The sequence below is a fragment of the Cupriavidus sp. 01T418 genome (genome assembly GCF_056398885.1).
The window spans coordinates 1-15,389 of sequence record NZ_JBFTQG010000029.1 but is presented as its reverse complement, the minus strand read 5'-3'; the positions used below and the strand labels follow the sequence as shown (position 1 = coordinate 15,389).

The window sequence follows — 15,389 nt, the reverse complement described above, 5'->3', positions numbered from 1 at the left end:
TAACAACATTAACGTATACCACTAACTGTTAATTACATACCAATGTGCAATTATGGAATCCGACATCGCGAATTCGCCAATACGGAAACCAAAGCGCAACCTGGATTAATACGGAGGAGAAGGTTCATGAAGAAATGTATCGTCGGCGTTGGATGCGCCATCGCAAGCATGGCGGCAATTGCCCAGTCATCGGTCATCCTGTATGGGGTCGTTGATGCCAATATCGAGTACACCAATCACAACCTGGGCAGCGGTGCCAACGGCCATTCGAAGGTAGCGCTGAATTCGGGGGGGCTGTCCCCGAGCCGCTGGGGCTTGCGTGGCGCCGAAGATCTCGGCGGCGGAAACAAGGCGATCTTTGCCCTGGAAAGCGGCTTCAACATCGACACAGGTACATCCGCGCAGGGCGGCCTGCTGTTCGGACGCCAGGCATGGGTGGGGCTTGCGTCCGGCAAGCATCAACTGACGCTCGGGCGGCAATACACGTCGCTCTTCCTGATCATGGCGAACTACTCGCCCACCGCATATGCCACGCTGTACGAGCCAGTGACGCAAATTACCGGAGGGTCGCTTCGAGAAAACAATATGGTGAAGTACCATGGCAGTTTCGGCCCGCTGACGACCGAAGCGCACTGGAGCTTCGGCGAGCAACCCGGGTCGACGCAAGGCTCGGCCGGCTATGGCGCGGGCGTTGATTATTCGTTCGGATCAGGCGGCATCGCCATCGCCTACGACAATGTAAATGGCCCTGCGACCGGCGGCAACTACACGCGGGCCCAGAAGGCAGCCGTCGGCGTGCGTTACCAGGTCACACCGGGTTTGCTCGCCCAGGCCGCCTACCGCTATGGGAAGAACGACGCGCCGGCTGCCGGTACGGTCGCGCGTGACGATATCTTCTGGTTCGGCCTGAATTACCAGGCGACGCAGGCACTGGTATTGACTGGCGTCGTGTACTACGACAACCTGCGCTCGCTGCGCACGGCAGCCGGCAGCACTAACCCCAGCAACCCGTGGCAGCTCACGTTCATCGCGGACTATTCCCTGTCCAAGCGCACCGACGTTTACTTGAGCGCCGCGTACACGAAAAACGCCGCGCTGAATTTCGAGAACTTGAACGGTGCCACTGCTGCGTATCAGATCGCCGCCAATGAGCACAATCAGATGGGGGTTGCCATCGGCATGCGGCATAAGTTCTGAGTGCGGCTCAGGCGCCCGGCCGGAGCGGCTTTCCCGGCTGTGCCCGCCCTGCGGGCATGCGGAATCAGCTGGCAGTGGAGCGGCTCAGGCCGCGTCTGGCCCTGGGCTTGGCTTCGCCTTCCTCGGAAGTGCCGCCACCCCTCGGCCGCTTGGTGCCGGACGTTGCAGCGGAAGGCGAACCGCCCTGCCCAACCTCGCTTTCGAGGTAGCTCGCCGGCAGCGTGGAGAGAAACTCGGAAAATCCTGTGGTCCCGACCGGCGCATGCTGGAGCATGGCGTCATGCGCTGCAATTTCGTCGCCATGGAGAATCGCATCAGCCAGTTTCTGATGGTCTTGCAAGGCTTTCTGCCGTTGCGCCGGCGTCAGGAAAATCTTTGGCCGATAGCGCTGCATCAGACGCCGGATGCCGTGAATCTGCTGGGCAAGGTATTCGTTGTGGCTGCCGGAATAGATCAGGTCATGGAACGTGGCATTGGCCTCGGCAAATCGTTTCCCATTGTTATCGTTGGACGCCTCGGCGCACTGCGCCATGCTCGCCTCGAGCAATGCCCGTTGCTCGTCGTCCATCCGCCGCGCCGCGAGCTTGGCCGCGACGGCCTCGAGCTCGCCTAGCAACTCCAGCGTTTCACGCAGTTGCGTGATCGACAGCCGCGACACGAAGACGCCAACGCGGGGCGCGATGCGCACGAGATTCTGTGCCGCAAGCTGCTGCAAGGCCTCGCGCACCGGCGTACGGGATACACCAAAACGCTCAGCCAGCGTGCGCTCGTCCAGCAGCGCCCCCGGCGGTAGCGTACCGCTCTCGATCTCGGCTTCGATGGCAGCCTTGATCTCGGCGGCCATGCTCTGTTTTGGTTGTAGCGTCATAGAGAATATTGGTAAGCGAAAACTGCAGGAGATATCTCATACTGCGCGAACCAGACAAGGCATCCTGCACGGCTCATGCGTTCGAGAGGTCAAATCTGCATCTGAGTATACCAAATGCTGCCGTTGGCATTCCAATCGTCGATATGTGGGTGTTGCATAGCGCTCCGCGCGCTCTGTCGTGGTCCCGAGCTGCGATGGCAACCGTCGATAGCCTTCGTCGCCCTAGGCAGGCTCCAATTCCATAAGCGCCGCACAAAGCACTACCGCAATCCTTCTGGAATCCTGGACAATGGCGTTCGCAAGCCATTTCCATGGTCTCATTTCTGACCTATTTTTGCGCCGAAGCACTTCAAGCGTCAGGGTTGAAAGCCTGCCCCCTGCGGCCGGCTTTGACGGCATGAGCGGCGGCGGCGAAGCGGTAGCGACTGACCTTTGAGAGATTGCAAAGCCATCGTGCAATCGCGCCATGGATTGGATCAAGATGGCAGTTTTGGCTCAGCGTTAATCATCGGGCGATTGAATTATGCATACTGTACTTGTTTTGGGCGGCTATGGATTCTTTGGCGCCCGCATCTGCCAAGCGCTGGCCGGAATCGATGAAATCCGCTTGTTGATTGCCGGGCGTGATGGTGTTCGGGCACATGAGGTCGCCAGCAGGCTGGGGCTGGCTGCGGAGCAGGGGTTCGCCCTCGACGCCCGCTCGCCATCACTTGCCCGCCGCTTCCTGGATCTGAACGTCGACACCGTCATTCATACGGCGGGCCCTTTTCAGGGGCAGGACTATGCGGTGGCGCAGGCAGCTATCACAGCAGGGGCGAATTATATTGATCTTGCCGATGGGCGCGAGTTCGTGGACGGAATTACATGCCTTGATCAAGCTGCACGAGATCGCGGCGTATTTGTGACCAGCGGGGCAAGTTCATTGCCTGCGCTCTCTTCCGCCGTGGTCGAACGCTACTTGAAGCAGTTCACCCGGCTTGATTCGATACGCCACGGCATTGCCTCGGGCGCCCGCGCGCCTGGTCTCGCCACGATGCGCGGTGTATTCGGATACTGCGGAAAGGCCTTCTCACGACTGGAGGGTGGCAGATGGGCACTCACGCGCGGCTGGTTGGACCTTGTACGCTATCGCTTTCCGGCGCCAGTGGGTACTCGGCTTCTGGGCAGTTGCGATGTTCCGGACTTGGTGCTATTCCCACGCCGCTATCCTGGTGTGCAGACTGTCACGTTCCATGCGGGCTTTGCCAGCGCCTCCGGTCACCTGTTCGTGTGGACCGCCTCGCAACTGGTCAGGCTGGGCCTGATTTCAAGCCTTGCATCGCTCGTCGCACCGCTGCATCGAATCAGCCGGTGGCTGGAACCCCTGATCAGCGACAAGGGCGGAATGTTCGTTTCGCTGGAAGGGACTGCTGCTGACGGAGAACCACTTCGGATCGACTGGCACCTGGTCGCCGCCCGGAATCACGGTCCACATATCCCTTGTGGGGCTTCCGTTGCCTTGGTAAGGAAGATTGCCAGGGGAGAAAGGCTCGCCAGCGGCGCAATGCCATGCGTCGGATTGCTGTCAGTAGAGGAATATCTGGATGCACTGCAAGGTTTTGACGTGCGCGAGGTTACGACATGAGCGGCTATCTGCTGGTCAAGTGGCTTCATGTCCTGAGCGCGACGGCACTCTTTGGCACCGGAGTTGGCATAGCTTTCTTCAAATGGATGGCGGATCGCAGCGGTGATGTGCGGGCTATCCGCATCACGACAGAGCGAACGGTTCTTGCCGACTGGATATTCACTACGCCTGCGGTTCTCATACAACCGGCAACAGGCTTCGCCATGGCGTACTATGCCGGCTATCCCATGTTTGGCGGATGGATAGGCTATGCAACTTGCCTCTACCTGATTGCCGGCGCATGCTGGCTGCCAGTGGTCTGGCTCCAACTGCGGATGCGTGATATCGCGCGGGCGGCGGACGCGAGCAACGCACCGCTGCCTCTCCAGTACTGGGCCTACGCAAGAATCTGGTTCTGGCTTGGTATCCCGGCATTCACGGCATTGCTGATCGTTTTTTGGCTGATGGTTAGCAAACCGAGCTTCGCCGGATGAAAAAGCCTCCGCTTCCGGCCGGAACCGTATCGATCCGGACAGCACACCCACTGCGGACCCGACTGGTCGACACAGCTCACGCGCGGTGTGACGCAGGTCCTGATGCCTGACAAGCCAGACTTCGTGCGGCGCCGCCCGCGTGCGCTTTGGCCACACCCTTGCCAGCCCCTCCTTCTCGCCGATACCGATACCTTGTGGTCTTGAAGGCGTTTCGACACGCCGTCATGGCACCTCGATGCAGCCTCGATGCCGACTTGCGGCTTCCGCCGAAGCCTCGGCACGGGGGAAGTCCCTTCCATTCGACTACCCCTGCACCCCCTCGCCGAAGTCATTGATCCATCTACCCATTAGATGGATCTCATCGAAATAAAGAGGCTACCTGGATGGATAGGTGGGCACTAGGATTCAACGCACACGGCTCGCGGAGCCGCGCCACCAGGAGAGTCCGAATGACCAAGGTTCTTGTTCTGTATTACTCATCGTATGGCCACATCGAAAAAATGGCCGATGCCGTAGCCGAAGGCGCGCGCGCAGCCGGGGCTCAGGTTGACGTCAAACGCGTGCCCGATACCGTGCCGGAAGACATTCCCAGGAGCGCTCACTTCAAGCTCGATCAATCCGCTGCGATTGCCACCGTTGCCGAACTCGAGCACTACGACGCGATCATCGTCGGCACCGGCACGCGCTTCGGCCGCATGTCCTCGCAGATGGCGTCGTTCCTGGACCAGGCAGGTGGTCTCTGGGTACGCGGCGCGCTCAACGGCAAAGTCGGCGCGGCCTTTTCGTCGAGTGCGACACAGCACGGCGGCCAGGAAACCACCCTCTTCTCCATCATCACCAACTTGCTGCACTTCGGCATGACGATCGTGGGCTTGCCGTATAGCTATCAGGGTCAGATGAGCGTGTCGGAGATCGTCGGCGGGGCGCCCTATGGCGCAACCACCGTCGCCGGAGGCGACGGCTCGCGCCAGCCTGGCGAGATTGACCTCGCCGGCGCCCGCCACCAAGGGGAGCTTGTGGCGAAGACGGCGGCCAAGCTTCGCGCCTGATAACGACACCCCCCCGCAGCAAGCGTCCCCCTTCAAACCGAGCAAATCATGCAACTACAAGATATCGGCGAGATCGCCAAGTCCATCGTGCGTCGCAATACCGAGGAAGTCCAGGGCGGCGGTGACTGGGCACTGTTCGATGCGTTGTTCTCGGACGACTTCCTGGACCATACTCCGCAACCGAATTGCACCCCTGACAAGGCCGGCGCATTGGGCCTGTATCGCAAGTTGCGTGAGGCGTTCCCCGATTTTCACGCCGAAATCCACTGGCAGCGCGCAGACGGCGATGTGGTTACCACCTACAAGACCTACCGCGGCACGCACAAGGGCGATTTCCTCGGTGTCGCGCCGACGAACCGCGCGGTGCAGTTCGAGACGGTCGACGCCATGCGTGTGCAAGACGGCAAGATCATCGAGCACTGGGGTGTCGCCAATCTGTTCTCGGTGCTTCAACAACTCGGGGCATTGCCCATCGGTTCGGGAGAACCCGCGTGAACACCAACATCCTCGCTGGCAAGGTTGTGGTTGTGACCGGTGCGGCCAGTGGCATCGGCAAGGCAGTTGCCGTTCAGGCCGCCCGCCATGGCACCGGGCATGATATCGACGCAGATCCTTCTGCGCACTATCTCATGACACATCACCTGTTCCAGATCTTTACCTATACCAGCGAGGCCAGGCCCCGGCTGATCGCGGAGCGAATCTACGATGACCCGGAGAGCTACAGCTACGAAAAACTGGCGCCGGCGGAAGTCGTGACGCCGGAGATGGCCCGGGCACAGTTGGCACCATTCCTGGCACGTGCGACGCTTGACTAGGCCCGGTGGCAAATATCGCGTTTTTATTTCCGGGTATTCGGATATTCGCCTTATAGGCAAACGCGCACGGTGTGCCGTGCACCACCGGACTGACGCCTGCCAGGCATTGAATGGCGCGTTTATACCGTACGTGGAAACACCGGAACTCAAGGCAGCGAACTTGTGCCCCGACGTCCCGGGTTCAGAGACCTTGCGGTGATTGCGCCGCAAGGGCCGCCATTGCTGGTGTCTTGCGGCAGCTTCTTGCGGCAGCTTCGGCTTACGGCAGGCGCCCTTCTGCACGCAGTTGCCGGCCGATCCTGGCTATCTCGGCTTCGCCCTTGCGCAGCGCCTCGTCGGAGGTATGGACGGAGTAATAGCCAAGCGACAGGTCGTGCGGATGCGGGACCCCCGAGGCAACGATGAAGTCCGCATCCGACTGGGCCGTGAATTCGAGCGGGTCTTCCGACGGGGCGAAGACAACGAATTCGTTGTGCACGAACGCATCGCCGACGGCCAGCGTGCCGCGATTGGCATGTGCCCAGGCCACCGTGTGGCCTTCCGGCGGCTGGTAGCGCCAGCGCTCGCCGGCGGCCAGGCGCACGTGCTGCAGCGCCACGCCGGGCGGCGCGGCAACCGGGCTGTGCGTGCCGGACTGGTTGCCGAGAATCACGCGTGCCGGACCCGTGCGCGGAATCGACGAAGCGGGGATGTACTGGCTGTGCGGCAGGCCATTCTCGAGACTGCGCGGCAAGGCGACCCAGAGCTGATAGCCCTGGAACCTCTTGCCCTTGGCGGGACTGGCACCGTGCCAGATACCATTTCCAGCCCGCATCCACTCCACGCTGCCTGAATGCAGCACGCCGGCCGCACCGGTCGTGTCCTCATAGTTCAGCTCGCCTTCGATCAGCACCGTGAGCGTGGCGATGCCAGAATGCGGGTGCAGGGGGAACAGCGCGTCGCCGGAAGGCGCGAAGTCGAAGTAGTCGAGAAAGACAAAGGGCTTGATCAACGCCCCGACGTCTCCCGGGCTGACGATCCGCGTGACGGGGCCATGCTGGCGGCCCTTGGTACGCAGCACGATGGGACGGACGGCCGCCGCTTGCGGCTGCGCCGTGGCGTACCGGGTCTCGCGCGCTGCCGTTGCGCGCCCGGTCTGCGTTGCGAATTTCATGAAAGCTCCTTCGGTGATGGCATGACCGAAGGTTAGGTGCTTGACATCTATATCGGTAGCCTATATTTATCGATGAAAACCATCTATGGATTAGATATATGCTCGATGGTGTCTCGCTGGACCAGTTGCGCACATTCATTGCCGCGGCCGACGAGGGCAGCTTCTCCGCTGCTGGCCGCAAGCTGCGCCGCGCACAGTCGGTGGTGAGCCAGACGCTCGCCAACCTCGAAAGCCAGATCGATGTGCAGCTGTTCGATCGCAACGGACGCTACCCACGTCTTACCGAGCAAGGCAGCGCGCTGCTGGCACAGGCACGGATGGTGGTAAGCGGCATGGATGGTTTCAAGTCAAAGGCGCGCGCGATTGCGGAGGGGCTTGAGCCGGAACTGTCGGTGGTGGTCGATGTCATGTACCCGATGGCCTCGCTGACCGTGGCGGTCGGCGAATTTCGCGATGCGTATCCGCACACGCCGCTGCGCCTGTACGTCGAGGCGCTGGGTGCGGTCCTGCAGCCGGTGCTCGACGGCATTTGCCGGCTCGGCATCAGCGGGTCGATGCCCGCGGTTCCGGAAACGCTCGACGCGGAAAGGCTGCTCGATGTGCCGATGGTCACCGTGACCGCGCCAACGCATCCGCTGGCAGCGCACAAGGGCTTGATCCGCCAGCGCGCATTGGAGCCGCACGTCCAGCTGGTCCTGACCGACCGCACCACCCTGACCGAGGGCAAGACCTTTGGCGTATTCGCGCCGCTCACCTGGCGTCTGGCCGACCTGGGCGCCAAGCATGCCTTCCTGCGCGCCGGCTTCGGCTGGGGGCACATGCCGCTTGCCATGGTGCAGGAGGATCTCGATGCCGGCACCCTGGTCCCGTTGCGCCTGGAGAGCTTCCAGCCGAGAACGCCGCCCATTGCCATGTTCGCCGTCTACCGCAAGGACATGCCACCCGGCCCGGCCGGCCGCTGGTTCCTCAACCGGCTGACGCAGCCCCTGGCTGCGTCGGACTAGGCGTCACGGCAGGCGCGCTTCGAACCCGGAGGTAAGCAGCCTCTTCCAGGGGAGGCACGCGGGAATGCCGGCGCCGGCCGGCGCTCGTGGGCAAACGCTCGTTGGCAGTGGCCGGCTGTAGCAATTCCTTGCGTGCGACGGCTAAGCGCTTGCATCTGGCGCGATCCGCTGCCCTCGAACAAACACCACAATTTCGTTCACCAGTCCCGCCGCATTACGCTGCTCAAGTACCGAATTGGGCGGGAACATCTGGCGGCGCTTCAGGCGTCAGGTAGCGTGGCACCGGCCTGAATTCGGCCGGACATCAGGCCGGCCTGCGAGCGATCATTTCCGCCACCTCGTCACACCACGCGATATAGGCCTGTTCCGCCAGCACGCCGCGGCGCGCCACCAACAGCGGTCCAAGCTGATGCTCGGTCAGCGCGGCCTGCCTTGCGAGAAAGAATTCAAGCTGGACCTGGTGGTCCGCACGCACCTCGCGGATCTGCTGCAGCGCTGTCTCGCGCGGCAGCAGATCGAAGCACAACACCCGCAGTATCTGTTCGTCCTTGATGGCCGGGCGCGGTGAACCATTCGCCACCCAGGCCGTCAGCTTCTCGCGTCCGGCAACGGTCATGCTGTAGATCGAGCGTTCCGGCCCGCGCGTTCCCGGCAAGCGCTCCGATTTGATGAGTCCATCCGTCTCCAGTTCTCGCAAGGCCGGGTACACCGAGCTGTGCTCAACCGACCAGCAATGCTGGCCCGCCATCTGCAGCCATTTGGTCAGTTCATAGCCCGAACGCGGCTGGCTATGTATCCCGGCAAGAAGAACATGCTTCAGCGGCTTTTCCTTGCCCGCCCTGGCTTCCTTGAGATCACTCACTCGCATTGCTCCTTGATTGCGTCAACGCGCACGCGGAATGACTATGTTTTTTTTGACATAGTCAAAAAACCGTGGCACTATGTATTTTTCCACATACCTGATTCTACCCTATTCCCCGGGCGGCGACCGCGCCAGACGTCGCAGCGTTGACCGGATGCCGACAGTCCGTCGTGTCGCCTTCTCTGAGCGCCAAGGTTGCCTGGTCGACGCGGCGCCGGCCGGTGCCGACAACATCAGCTGCAGCGGCTTCATTTTGCTCATTCATACAAGGAAGAAAATCATGTCCCAAGAAACCATCCTCGTCACCGGCGCCGCCGGCAGCGTCGGCTCGACCGCGCGCGCGGCCATCGCCATCCTGCTGGAACAAGGCCATCGCGTACGCGCCATGGTGCGCAAGCTGGACGCGCGCGCCGACATGCTGCGTGAACTGGGCGCCGAAGTCGTGGTCGCCGACATGCTCGACATCGTTAGCGTGCACGCGGCCATGCGCGGCTGCTCAGTGGTGTATTTCACGATGTCGGTTACGCCCGCATACCTGGAAGCAGCCGCCACCGTCGCGGTCACGGCCAAAAGCCTGGGTGTGAAGGCCTTCGTCAATCTGTCGCAGATGACGCTGTCGCAGATGAGCGAGACAGAGACCACCGGCAGCCCGCAACAGCAGCAGCACTGGCTCGCCGAGCAGATGCTGCGCTGGTCCGGCCTGCCGGTGGTCTACCTGCGTCCGACCGCTTTCTTCGAAGGCTTGTTCCTGCCGGCGGCCAGGGGCATCCGCGACGACAACGCGATCCGCCTGCCGTTCGCCGACGGCAAGACCTCGCCGATCGCCGCTGCCGACGTGGGGGTTGCCGCCGCTGCTGTGCTGGCCAACCCGGAGCCGCATATCGGCAAGATCTACGAACTGACCGGCCCCCAGTCGCTGACGATGGCCGAGATCGCGCAGGAGTTCAGCGGCGCTCTGGGCCGCACCATCCAATACGTCAACGTCCCACCGCAGATCTGGGAGGCCAAGCTCCACGAGTTCCAACAGCCGGCGTATCTGATCGCACACCTGGTCATCATGGCCCAGCTGCATCGCGACAACCGCTACAACCGCATGACCGACACCTTCCAGCAGTTGGTCGGCCGTGCGCCGATTTCCGCCTCCGAATTCGCTCGCCGCCACGCGGCCGCGTTCACGCCTGCCTGATCCTCACTTTCAAAAAGGAAACAACGATGGAATTTGTTCTCGCTTTTCAACAGCCACCGAACAGCTATGAAATCCACGCCGATCCGCTCAAAGGGCAGCAAGTCTCGCTCGCGTGGAAACAGTATATGGGCGCCATGGCGGCTGCCGGCGTCATGCGGGCCGGCACGCAGCTCGATCCGCGCAACGCCAGCACCGTGCGGGTGCGGGACGGCCAGCGCCAGGTTCAGGATGGCCCATCCCGGGAAGGGCACGCACTATTTGGCGGCTATGTGGTGATCGATGTCGAGACGCGGGAAGAGGCTTTGAATTGGGCTGAACGCAGCCCCAGCTCATCAGCCGGATACACGGAAGTCATCCCGGTCCTGCCGATCATCCGCGCGTAGGCGCGCATAAGCGCTTGCATATGGCACTGTCATCGCCCGGCCATTGTCGGGCGGTCTCTTCTTCTTGGCATACAAAAAATCATGTCCGCTACTCTTGCTAGTCAGGCCGAGAAGAATTCTCCGCCTCCTGACATCCTTCCGGCCAACCCTCCGGCCAACAGACTGCTCCACGGTCCATTGTTGTCAAACTTGATCCGCCTTGCCTTGCCGACAGTCGTCGTGCTGTTCATGACGACCTTGCTCGGTGTCGCCGAGACTTATTTTGTCAGCGCACTGGGCGTGAAAGCGATCGCCGCAGCATCAATGGTGGTTCCCGTCATGCTGCTGATGGCCACGATATCGAGTGCCGGCATCGGCGGCGGCGTGTCGTCGGCCATCGCCCGCGCCACCGGCGCCCGCCGCCAGGATGAGGCGGAGAGCCTGGCCTGGCATACGGTGGTCATCGCCGCCATAGCAGGAGGACTGTTTTCCCTGATGATGGTGTTGGCCGGCCCGGCGCTGTACCGCAGCCTTGGCGGCAGCGGGTCATCGCTGGACCAGGCGGTACGCTACTCAAACATCCTGTTCGGAGGCGCGATCCCGTTCTGGATACTGATGCTGCTGCAGGCGGCGTTGCGCGGCGCCGGCAACGTCAAGGTGCCGGCGATGATCATACTGGGCGGCGCGGTCTCCGGCCTGATACTGTCGCCCGTGCTGATTAACGGCTGGCTGGGCGCACCGCGCATGGGTGTGGCGGGCGCCGGCGTTGCCCAGGTGCTATGCAATATCGCCGCGCTGAGCGTCGTGGTCGTCTACATGCGTTCGTCCTCGTCGACGCTGCGCCTGCGCCGCTATCCGCTGCAGCGCAAGCATTTCAGTGCGATCCTCCGTGTCGGCTTGCTGTCGGCGATCAACGCCGTCATGTCAGCCACGTCAGTCACCGTGCTGACCGCTGCAGCCGGTGCCGTGAGCGTCGCCGCCATCGCCGGCTACGGCATTGCCTCCCGCCTCGACATGCTGCTGATGCCGGTGATGTTCGGATTCGGAACCGCCGCGATCACGCTGGTGGGCACGAACCTGGGTGCAGGCAACGTGGCGCGTGCCCGGCGCGTGGCGATCGTGAACGTACTGTTTGTTGCCGGCGTGGTTGGCCTGGTCGGACTGCTTGTCTCGCTCTTCCCGCAACGCTGGCTGGGCCTGTTTACCAGCGATAGCGCCGTTATGACGGTCGGCGCGCAATACCTGCATGTGGTAGCGCCTTTCTATGCGGTGCTCGGCGTGATTTTCGAGCTCTACTTCGCAGGTCAGGGGGCGCAACGCATTCTCTGGCCGATGACCGCGAGCGTGGTGCGCTTCGCATTTGCGCTGGCCGCGATGGTGCTGGTCATGCAAGGCTACGCGAGCCTGCACACTGCTTTCGTGCTGGTGGCCGTCAGCATCGTCGTGGCAGCGACCATCAGTCTGATCGGATTTCTGCGGACCCGCTGGGACCGTTAGACACCAGGGCATTGACCATCCCGCTCAACTGGTCGCACATGCCCGGGGACGTCGACCGGCGCTTGCAAGTATTCGTGCAGCCGCTGGTCAACAGATCATGAGTCTTGCGCTTTGCAAGTTTCCTACTCAACCAAGGAGTTTCAGATGATCCGCACACGCATGCTAATACTGGCGATTGCAGCCGCCGCTTTCGCCCCTGCCGCCAACTTTGCCTTGGCTACGGTCAATGACCACGCCGGAGGGCCACCTGTCGGCACAGTGCAGCCGAACGGCAATGCCCGCAGCGAACTCGCGGGCGACCCGCTGGACAATGCGCGCGAAGCCGGCGGCACACTCTACGGGTATCGCGTCTGAGGGCGCGTTTGAAGACTGGTCATGTGCGGACCGCCCGAGTTCAGCTACGAGAGGACATTGAGATCAATCGAGGTGCGACGGAGGCATGAATGGAGATAGGTGGCCTTGGGAATTTGGCAGTTGCATTGGACGCGGCGCTCGATAGGCCGGCTATCCTGCTGCGGCTGCTTCGATGCAAGCTGCGGTGGTGGGCGAAGTATCTGATCGCCCTGTTGCCGGTTTCCCTCACATACCTCGGCTGGTGGCTGGCGGCCTTGCTCGAGCCGTTCTTCAACTGCAAGGGCAACCCCAAATACCTCTACGACTGCCACGGGCTCGGCATCGACTTGACCTGGCATTCTGGCTTCGGCTTCTTCATGATGCTCGCGTCCATCTATATTACGACTCGGCTCTCATGCTGGCTCGTTATTCGCACGGTTGCGGAGGAATTCGCCATACGCGACCACCGCAAATCACCGACACGACGGTACGGGTGCTGCGGCCGCATTCTCCTTCGCCCGCAGCATGGCGACGTTCTTCCTTCGAAGTCGCCTTACAGCCCTGATTGAGTCATTCGGGCTCGGAAGCTCAATGGCCGAGTCGGGTTGTGAAAAGCCGATCAGGACTGCGCGACAACGGCAGTTTGCGAAGGGCGCGTATGCCGGTGCGCCGGCCGACCGCGCTATTGTGCTTCGGTTGGGCAGGAACGACGGCGCGCTGATGAGCGAGGCTGCCGCAGCGCTGGATCTGCGGCGCACCCGGGATGAGCGGTCTGGCTGACCGGACCGAAAGGGCGGGCCTTATCGAGCGCCGGCCGGACGAGCCCGATCGCCGTGCATCGCGCCTATGGCTGACGGAGGCAGGACGCTCCGCTGATCAGCGGGGTAGAGGTTTAGGAATGTCCTTGCGGCCTCGGGATCGCGGCAGTTCAGCCAATCATCCCGGCTTGCCATCGGCAACACAACAACCGAGCGCTTTTCCTTCCCTGGCGCGTGCATGCGCTTCATCAAAGGGGGGTTGTCTGCGTTGACCGTGATCATGGTTTCTCAATAGCGGTAACTGTTCCCAGAAGCCAGCGCAATGCCCTCCTCGAGAATCCGGGCGCCTTCGTTGACCATCGCCACCATGACGCGACGCACGATCTCGCCGTCGTCGTAGGCGCTCGGCGTGATGCCTGCGCGCTGGCGCTAGGCCTCGATGATGGCTTCGACTTCCGGGTCGTGCACGCCGGTCCGGGCGCCTTCCGGATACCGGTACCAGCCGCGGCCGGTCTTCTGTCCGAACCAGCCTTGCCCACACAGACGGTCTGCCTCCGCAGGTCGATGCTGGTCCCAGCGCTGCAACATCTGAAATCGAAGCACCCGTCCGATTGCGCACAGCCAATACAGAGTCATGATGCTTCGCGGGACGGCGCGTCGATTGCTCATCCGATCGACGTGCTTATTCGAATGGAGGCCTGACCGGTGGTGCCAGCAATTTCAGCAAGACGCCAACATCCGGCTGCTCTTCAATCGTTAGGATAAAATCTTCGATCGCCTTCTGACGGGGCGCGTCGATCAACTCCGACGTGAGTTCGCGGTACTTCAGCGCCACTCCGGCGTTTGACTGGGGCGACTCGATGGCTTTGGAAGCTGTGCGATTGGTTTCGATGCGCTGGCCGTCCTTGAACGTCACAACCAATCTTGTACGTCCGCGGCCCTTCTGCCCGCCAGCGTCGAACAATGGCTCGTGACGCACGGCAATACGTGGCAACAGATTCCATACATCATCGCGGTCAATCCTCGAAGGCGTGAACTGCTTCACCATGGCAGCGCCATCCAGGACGGCAACTGCGAGCGCGTACCCGATGTTCATCTGCGCGCCGATCGGCGTCAGCGGACGCTGCGGCGGCCACCACCCGTGGTGAAACGTCGCATGCGTGACGCTTACTTCAATACTCTCGATTTCCTCGGCGCGAAGCGGCCGCTGCGCCGCGGCATCGAACAACGCATCGAGCGGGGAATGAATGCCGCCCATTGCAGCATAGGGCTTGATGACCATTCTCTCGACCTCCCACCGCTTGCCGAGCACATCGGTCACCGCCGAAATATCGGGCGCATGGCCTTCGCCAAACGTCGACAAAAAGCCGCCATAGGGGCGCTCGTAGATGCGCTTGATGCCGGTGTAGCCCCCCGCTGCCAGCATCGCCGCATAGAGGCCGTTGCGGCACGAGAAGCCATGGTGCATACGCTTGCAGTCCGCCTCGTACTGCGCGGCCATCAGACCCGCCGACTGGGTTCCGGCCATGCCCAGCGCGTCTTCGAATTGCGATGCATCGAGGCCATAGAGCTTGCCCGCGGCCGCGGCCGCGGCATGCGTGCCGAACACGGCGCCAGAATGCCATCCGCGCGACAGCATCTGACCGCCGTGCAACGCCGTTCCCACGCGCGGACCCACCTCGAATCCGGCCATGGCAGCTTCCAGAAATGCCTCTCCGCTGACATTGCCGAGTTCCTCTGACACCGCCCACAGCGCCGGCAGAACCAATGCGGCGCTGTGCAACGGGGCAATCGGGTGATAGTCGTCGAGTTCGAAGCCCTGGATGAAAGTCCCATTGAGCAATGCGGCGGCAGGAGCGCTGGTTGTTTCGCCCCAACCCACGATCGTGCAGTCACCCTTGCCTTCAAACGCGCGCACCAGCCCTGCCGCTTTTCGCGACCAAGGTAGCTGCGCGCCAACCAGCGCGCACGCGATGCCGTCAAGGATGACGGCCTTGGCCCGTTCGCGTGCCGATGCGGGTGCGTGCGCCAGGCGGAAATCCGAAAGCCAGGTCGATAGAACCCCGGTGGCACCCGCGGGATCTGTGGGTAGGCCGGTCGCTGCGGAGGTAGGTGCGTCAGTCATAGTAAGGTGCCGCGGATGAACGAGATTTCCTGGCCTCGCGCGAGTCGTCGCGAGAGGCCGCTGTTGGCGTTGATCAGTGACCC

At 62.3% G+C, this 15,389-nt stretch carries 16 protein-coding genes and 2 pseudogenes; 13 read left to right on the top strand and 5 right to left on the bottom strand.

Going from position 1 to position 15,389, the window contains the following annotated elements; genetic code table 11:
- Positions 1-126 precede the first annotated feature (126 nt).
- Complete coding sequence (locus AC1DQ3_RS23965) at positions 127-1,197, top strand: porin (RefSeq protein WP_477122707.1); 1,071 nt, start codon at positions 127-129, stop codon at positions 1,195-1,197.
- Positions 1,198-1,261: 64 nt separating this feature from the next.
- Here AC1DQ3_RS23965 and AC1DQ3_RS23960 read toward each other — a convergent pair whose 3' ends face one another.
- Positions 1,262-2,041, bottom strand: coding sequence for a GntR family transcriptional regulator (locus AC1DQ3_RS23960; protein WP_477122651.1), 780 nt, complete (start codon positions 2,039-2,041; stop codon positions 1,262-1,264).
- Positions 2,042-2,588: 547 nt separating this feature from the next.
- Here AC1DQ3_RS23960 and AC1DQ3_RS23955 point away from each other — a divergent pair.
- The 5 genes from AC1DQ3_RS23955 to AC1DQ3_RS23935 all read left to right on the top strand — a co-directional run bounded on the left by AC1DQ3_RS23955 (position 2,589) and on the right by AC1DQ3_RS23935 (position 6,026).
- On the top strand, positions 2,589-3,689 hold the full coding sequence (locus AC1DQ3_RS23955) for a saccharopine dehydrogenase family protein (protein ID WP_477122650.1): 1,101 nt from the start codon (positions 2,589-2,591) through the stop codon (positions 3,687-3,689).
- Positions 3,686-4,162, top strand: a complete 477-nt coding sequence (locus AC1DQ3_RS23950; RefSeq protein WP_477122649.1) for a DUF2269 family protein — start codon at positions 3,686-3,688, stop codon at positions 4,160-4,162. The genes AC1DQ3_RS23955 and AC1DQ3_RS23950 overlap by 4 nt, the downstream gene beginning before the upstream one ends.
- A gap of 449 nt (positions 4,163-4,611) precedes the next feature.
- Complete coding sequence (gene wrbA, locus AC1DQ3_RS23945; RefSeq protein WP_477122648.1) at positions 4,612-5,211, top strand: NAD(P)H:quinone oxidoreductase; 600 nt, start codon at positions 4,612-4,614, stop codon at positions 5,209-5,211.
- 48 nt (positions 5,212-5,259) lie between these two features.
- Positions 5,260-5,706, top strand: coding sequence for an ester cyclase (locus AC1DQ3_RS23940; RefSeq protein WP_477122647.1), 447 nt, complete (start codon positions 5,260-5,262; stop codon positions 5,704-5,706).
- The gene (locus tag AC1DQ3_RS23935) at positions 5,703-6,026 is read left to right on the top strand and encodes a hypothetical protein (RefSeq protein ID WP_477122646.1); all 324 of its coding nucleotides are present in this window, start codon (positions 5,703-5,705) and stop codon (positions 6,024-6,026) included. Before AC1DQ3_RS23940 ends, AC1DQ3_RS23935 begins: the two co-directional genes overlap by 4 nt.
- Positions 6,027-6,285: 259 nt before the next feature.
- On the opposite strand, the gene AC1DQ3_RS23930 is transcribed toward AC1DQ3_RS23935, so the two are convergent.
- Positions 6,286-7,179, bottom strand: coding sequence for a pirin family protein (locus AC1DQ3_RS23930; protein WP_477122645.1), 894 nt, complete (start codon positions 7,177-7,179; stop codon positions 6,286-6,288).
- Between the two features lie 98 nt (positions 7,180-7,277).
- Here AC1DQ3_RS23930 and AC1DQ3_RS23925 point away from each other — a divergent pair, with 98 nt between their 5' ends.
- Entirely contained in the window at positions 7,278-8,183 is a 906-nt protein-coding gene (locus tag AC1DQ3_RS23925; protein WP_477122644.1) for a LysR family transcriptional regulator, read from the top strand.
- Between the two features lie 304 nt (positions 8,184-8,487).
- Here AC1DQ3_RS23925 and AC1DQ3_RS23920 read toward each other — a convergent pair whose 3' ends face one another.
- Entirely contained in the window at positions 8,488-9,051 is a 564-nt protein-coding gene (locus tag AC1DQ3_RS23920) for a PadR family transcriptional regulator (RefSeq protein ID WP_477122643.1), read from the bottom strand.
- Positions 9,052-9,325: 274 nt separating this feature from the next.
- On the opposite strand from AC1DQ3_RS23920, the gene AC1DQ3_RS23915 reads away from it, so the two are divergent.
- From AC1DQ3_RS23915 to AC1DQ3_RS23890, 6 genes and pseudogenes are all read left to right on the top strand, one after another.
- A complete protein-coding gene (locus AC1DQ3_RS23915) occupies positions 9,326-10,231 on the top strand; it encodes an NmrA family NAD(P)-binding protein (RefSeq protein ID WP_477122642.1) in 906 nt (301 codons plus the stop codon).
- Positions 10,232-10,257: 26 nt separating this feature from the next.
- On the top strand, positions 10,258-10,614 hold the full coding sequence (locus AC1DQ3_RS23910) for a YciI family protein (RefSeq protein WP_477122641.1): 357 nt from the start codon (positions 10,258-10,260) through the stop codon (positions 10,612-10,614).
- A 204-nt stretch (positions 10,615-10,818) separates the two neighbouring features.
- Positions 10,819-12,090, top strand: a complete 1,272-nt coding sequence (locus AC1DQ3_RS23905; RefSeq protein WP_477122640.1) for an MATE family efflux transporter — start codon at positions 10,819-10,821, stop codon at positions 12,088-12,090.
- Between the two features lie 144 nt (positions 12,091-12,234).
- On the top strand, positions 12,235-12,444 hold the full coding sequence (locus tag AC1DQ3_RS23900; protein WP_477122639.1) for a hypothetical protein: 210 nt from the start codon (positions 12,235-12,237) through the stop codon (positions 12,442-12,444).
- 89 nt (positions 12,445-12,533) lie between these two features.
- Positions 12,534-12,992, top strand: coding sequence for a hypothetical protein (locus tag AC1DQ3_RS23895; protein ID WP_477122638.1), 459 nt, complete (start codon positions 12,534-12,536; stop codon positions 12,990-12,992).
- A 22-nt stretch (positions 12,993-13,014) separates the two neighbouring features.
- Positions 13,015-13,312, top strand: a pseudogene (locus AC1DQ3_RS23890) (MarR family winged helix-turn-helix transcriptional regulator); the annotation flags it as partial.
- Between the two features lie 184 nt (positions 13,313-13,496).
- Here AC1DQ3_RS23890 and AC1DQ3_RS23885 read toward each other — a convergent pair.
- Positions 13,497-13,733: pseudogene (locus AC1DQ3_RS23885) on the bottom strand (3-hydroxyacyl-CoA dehydrogenase); the annotation flags it as partial.
- A gap of 130 nt (positions 13,734-13,863) precedes the next feature.
- Positions 13,864-15,306, bottom strand: a complete 1,443-nt coding sequence (locus AC1DQ3_RS23880; RefSeq protein ID WP_477122637.1) for an MmgE/PrpD family protein — start codon at positions 15,304-15,306, stop codon at positions 13,864-13,866.
- Between the last annotated feature and the right edge of the window lie 83 nt (positions 15,307-15,389).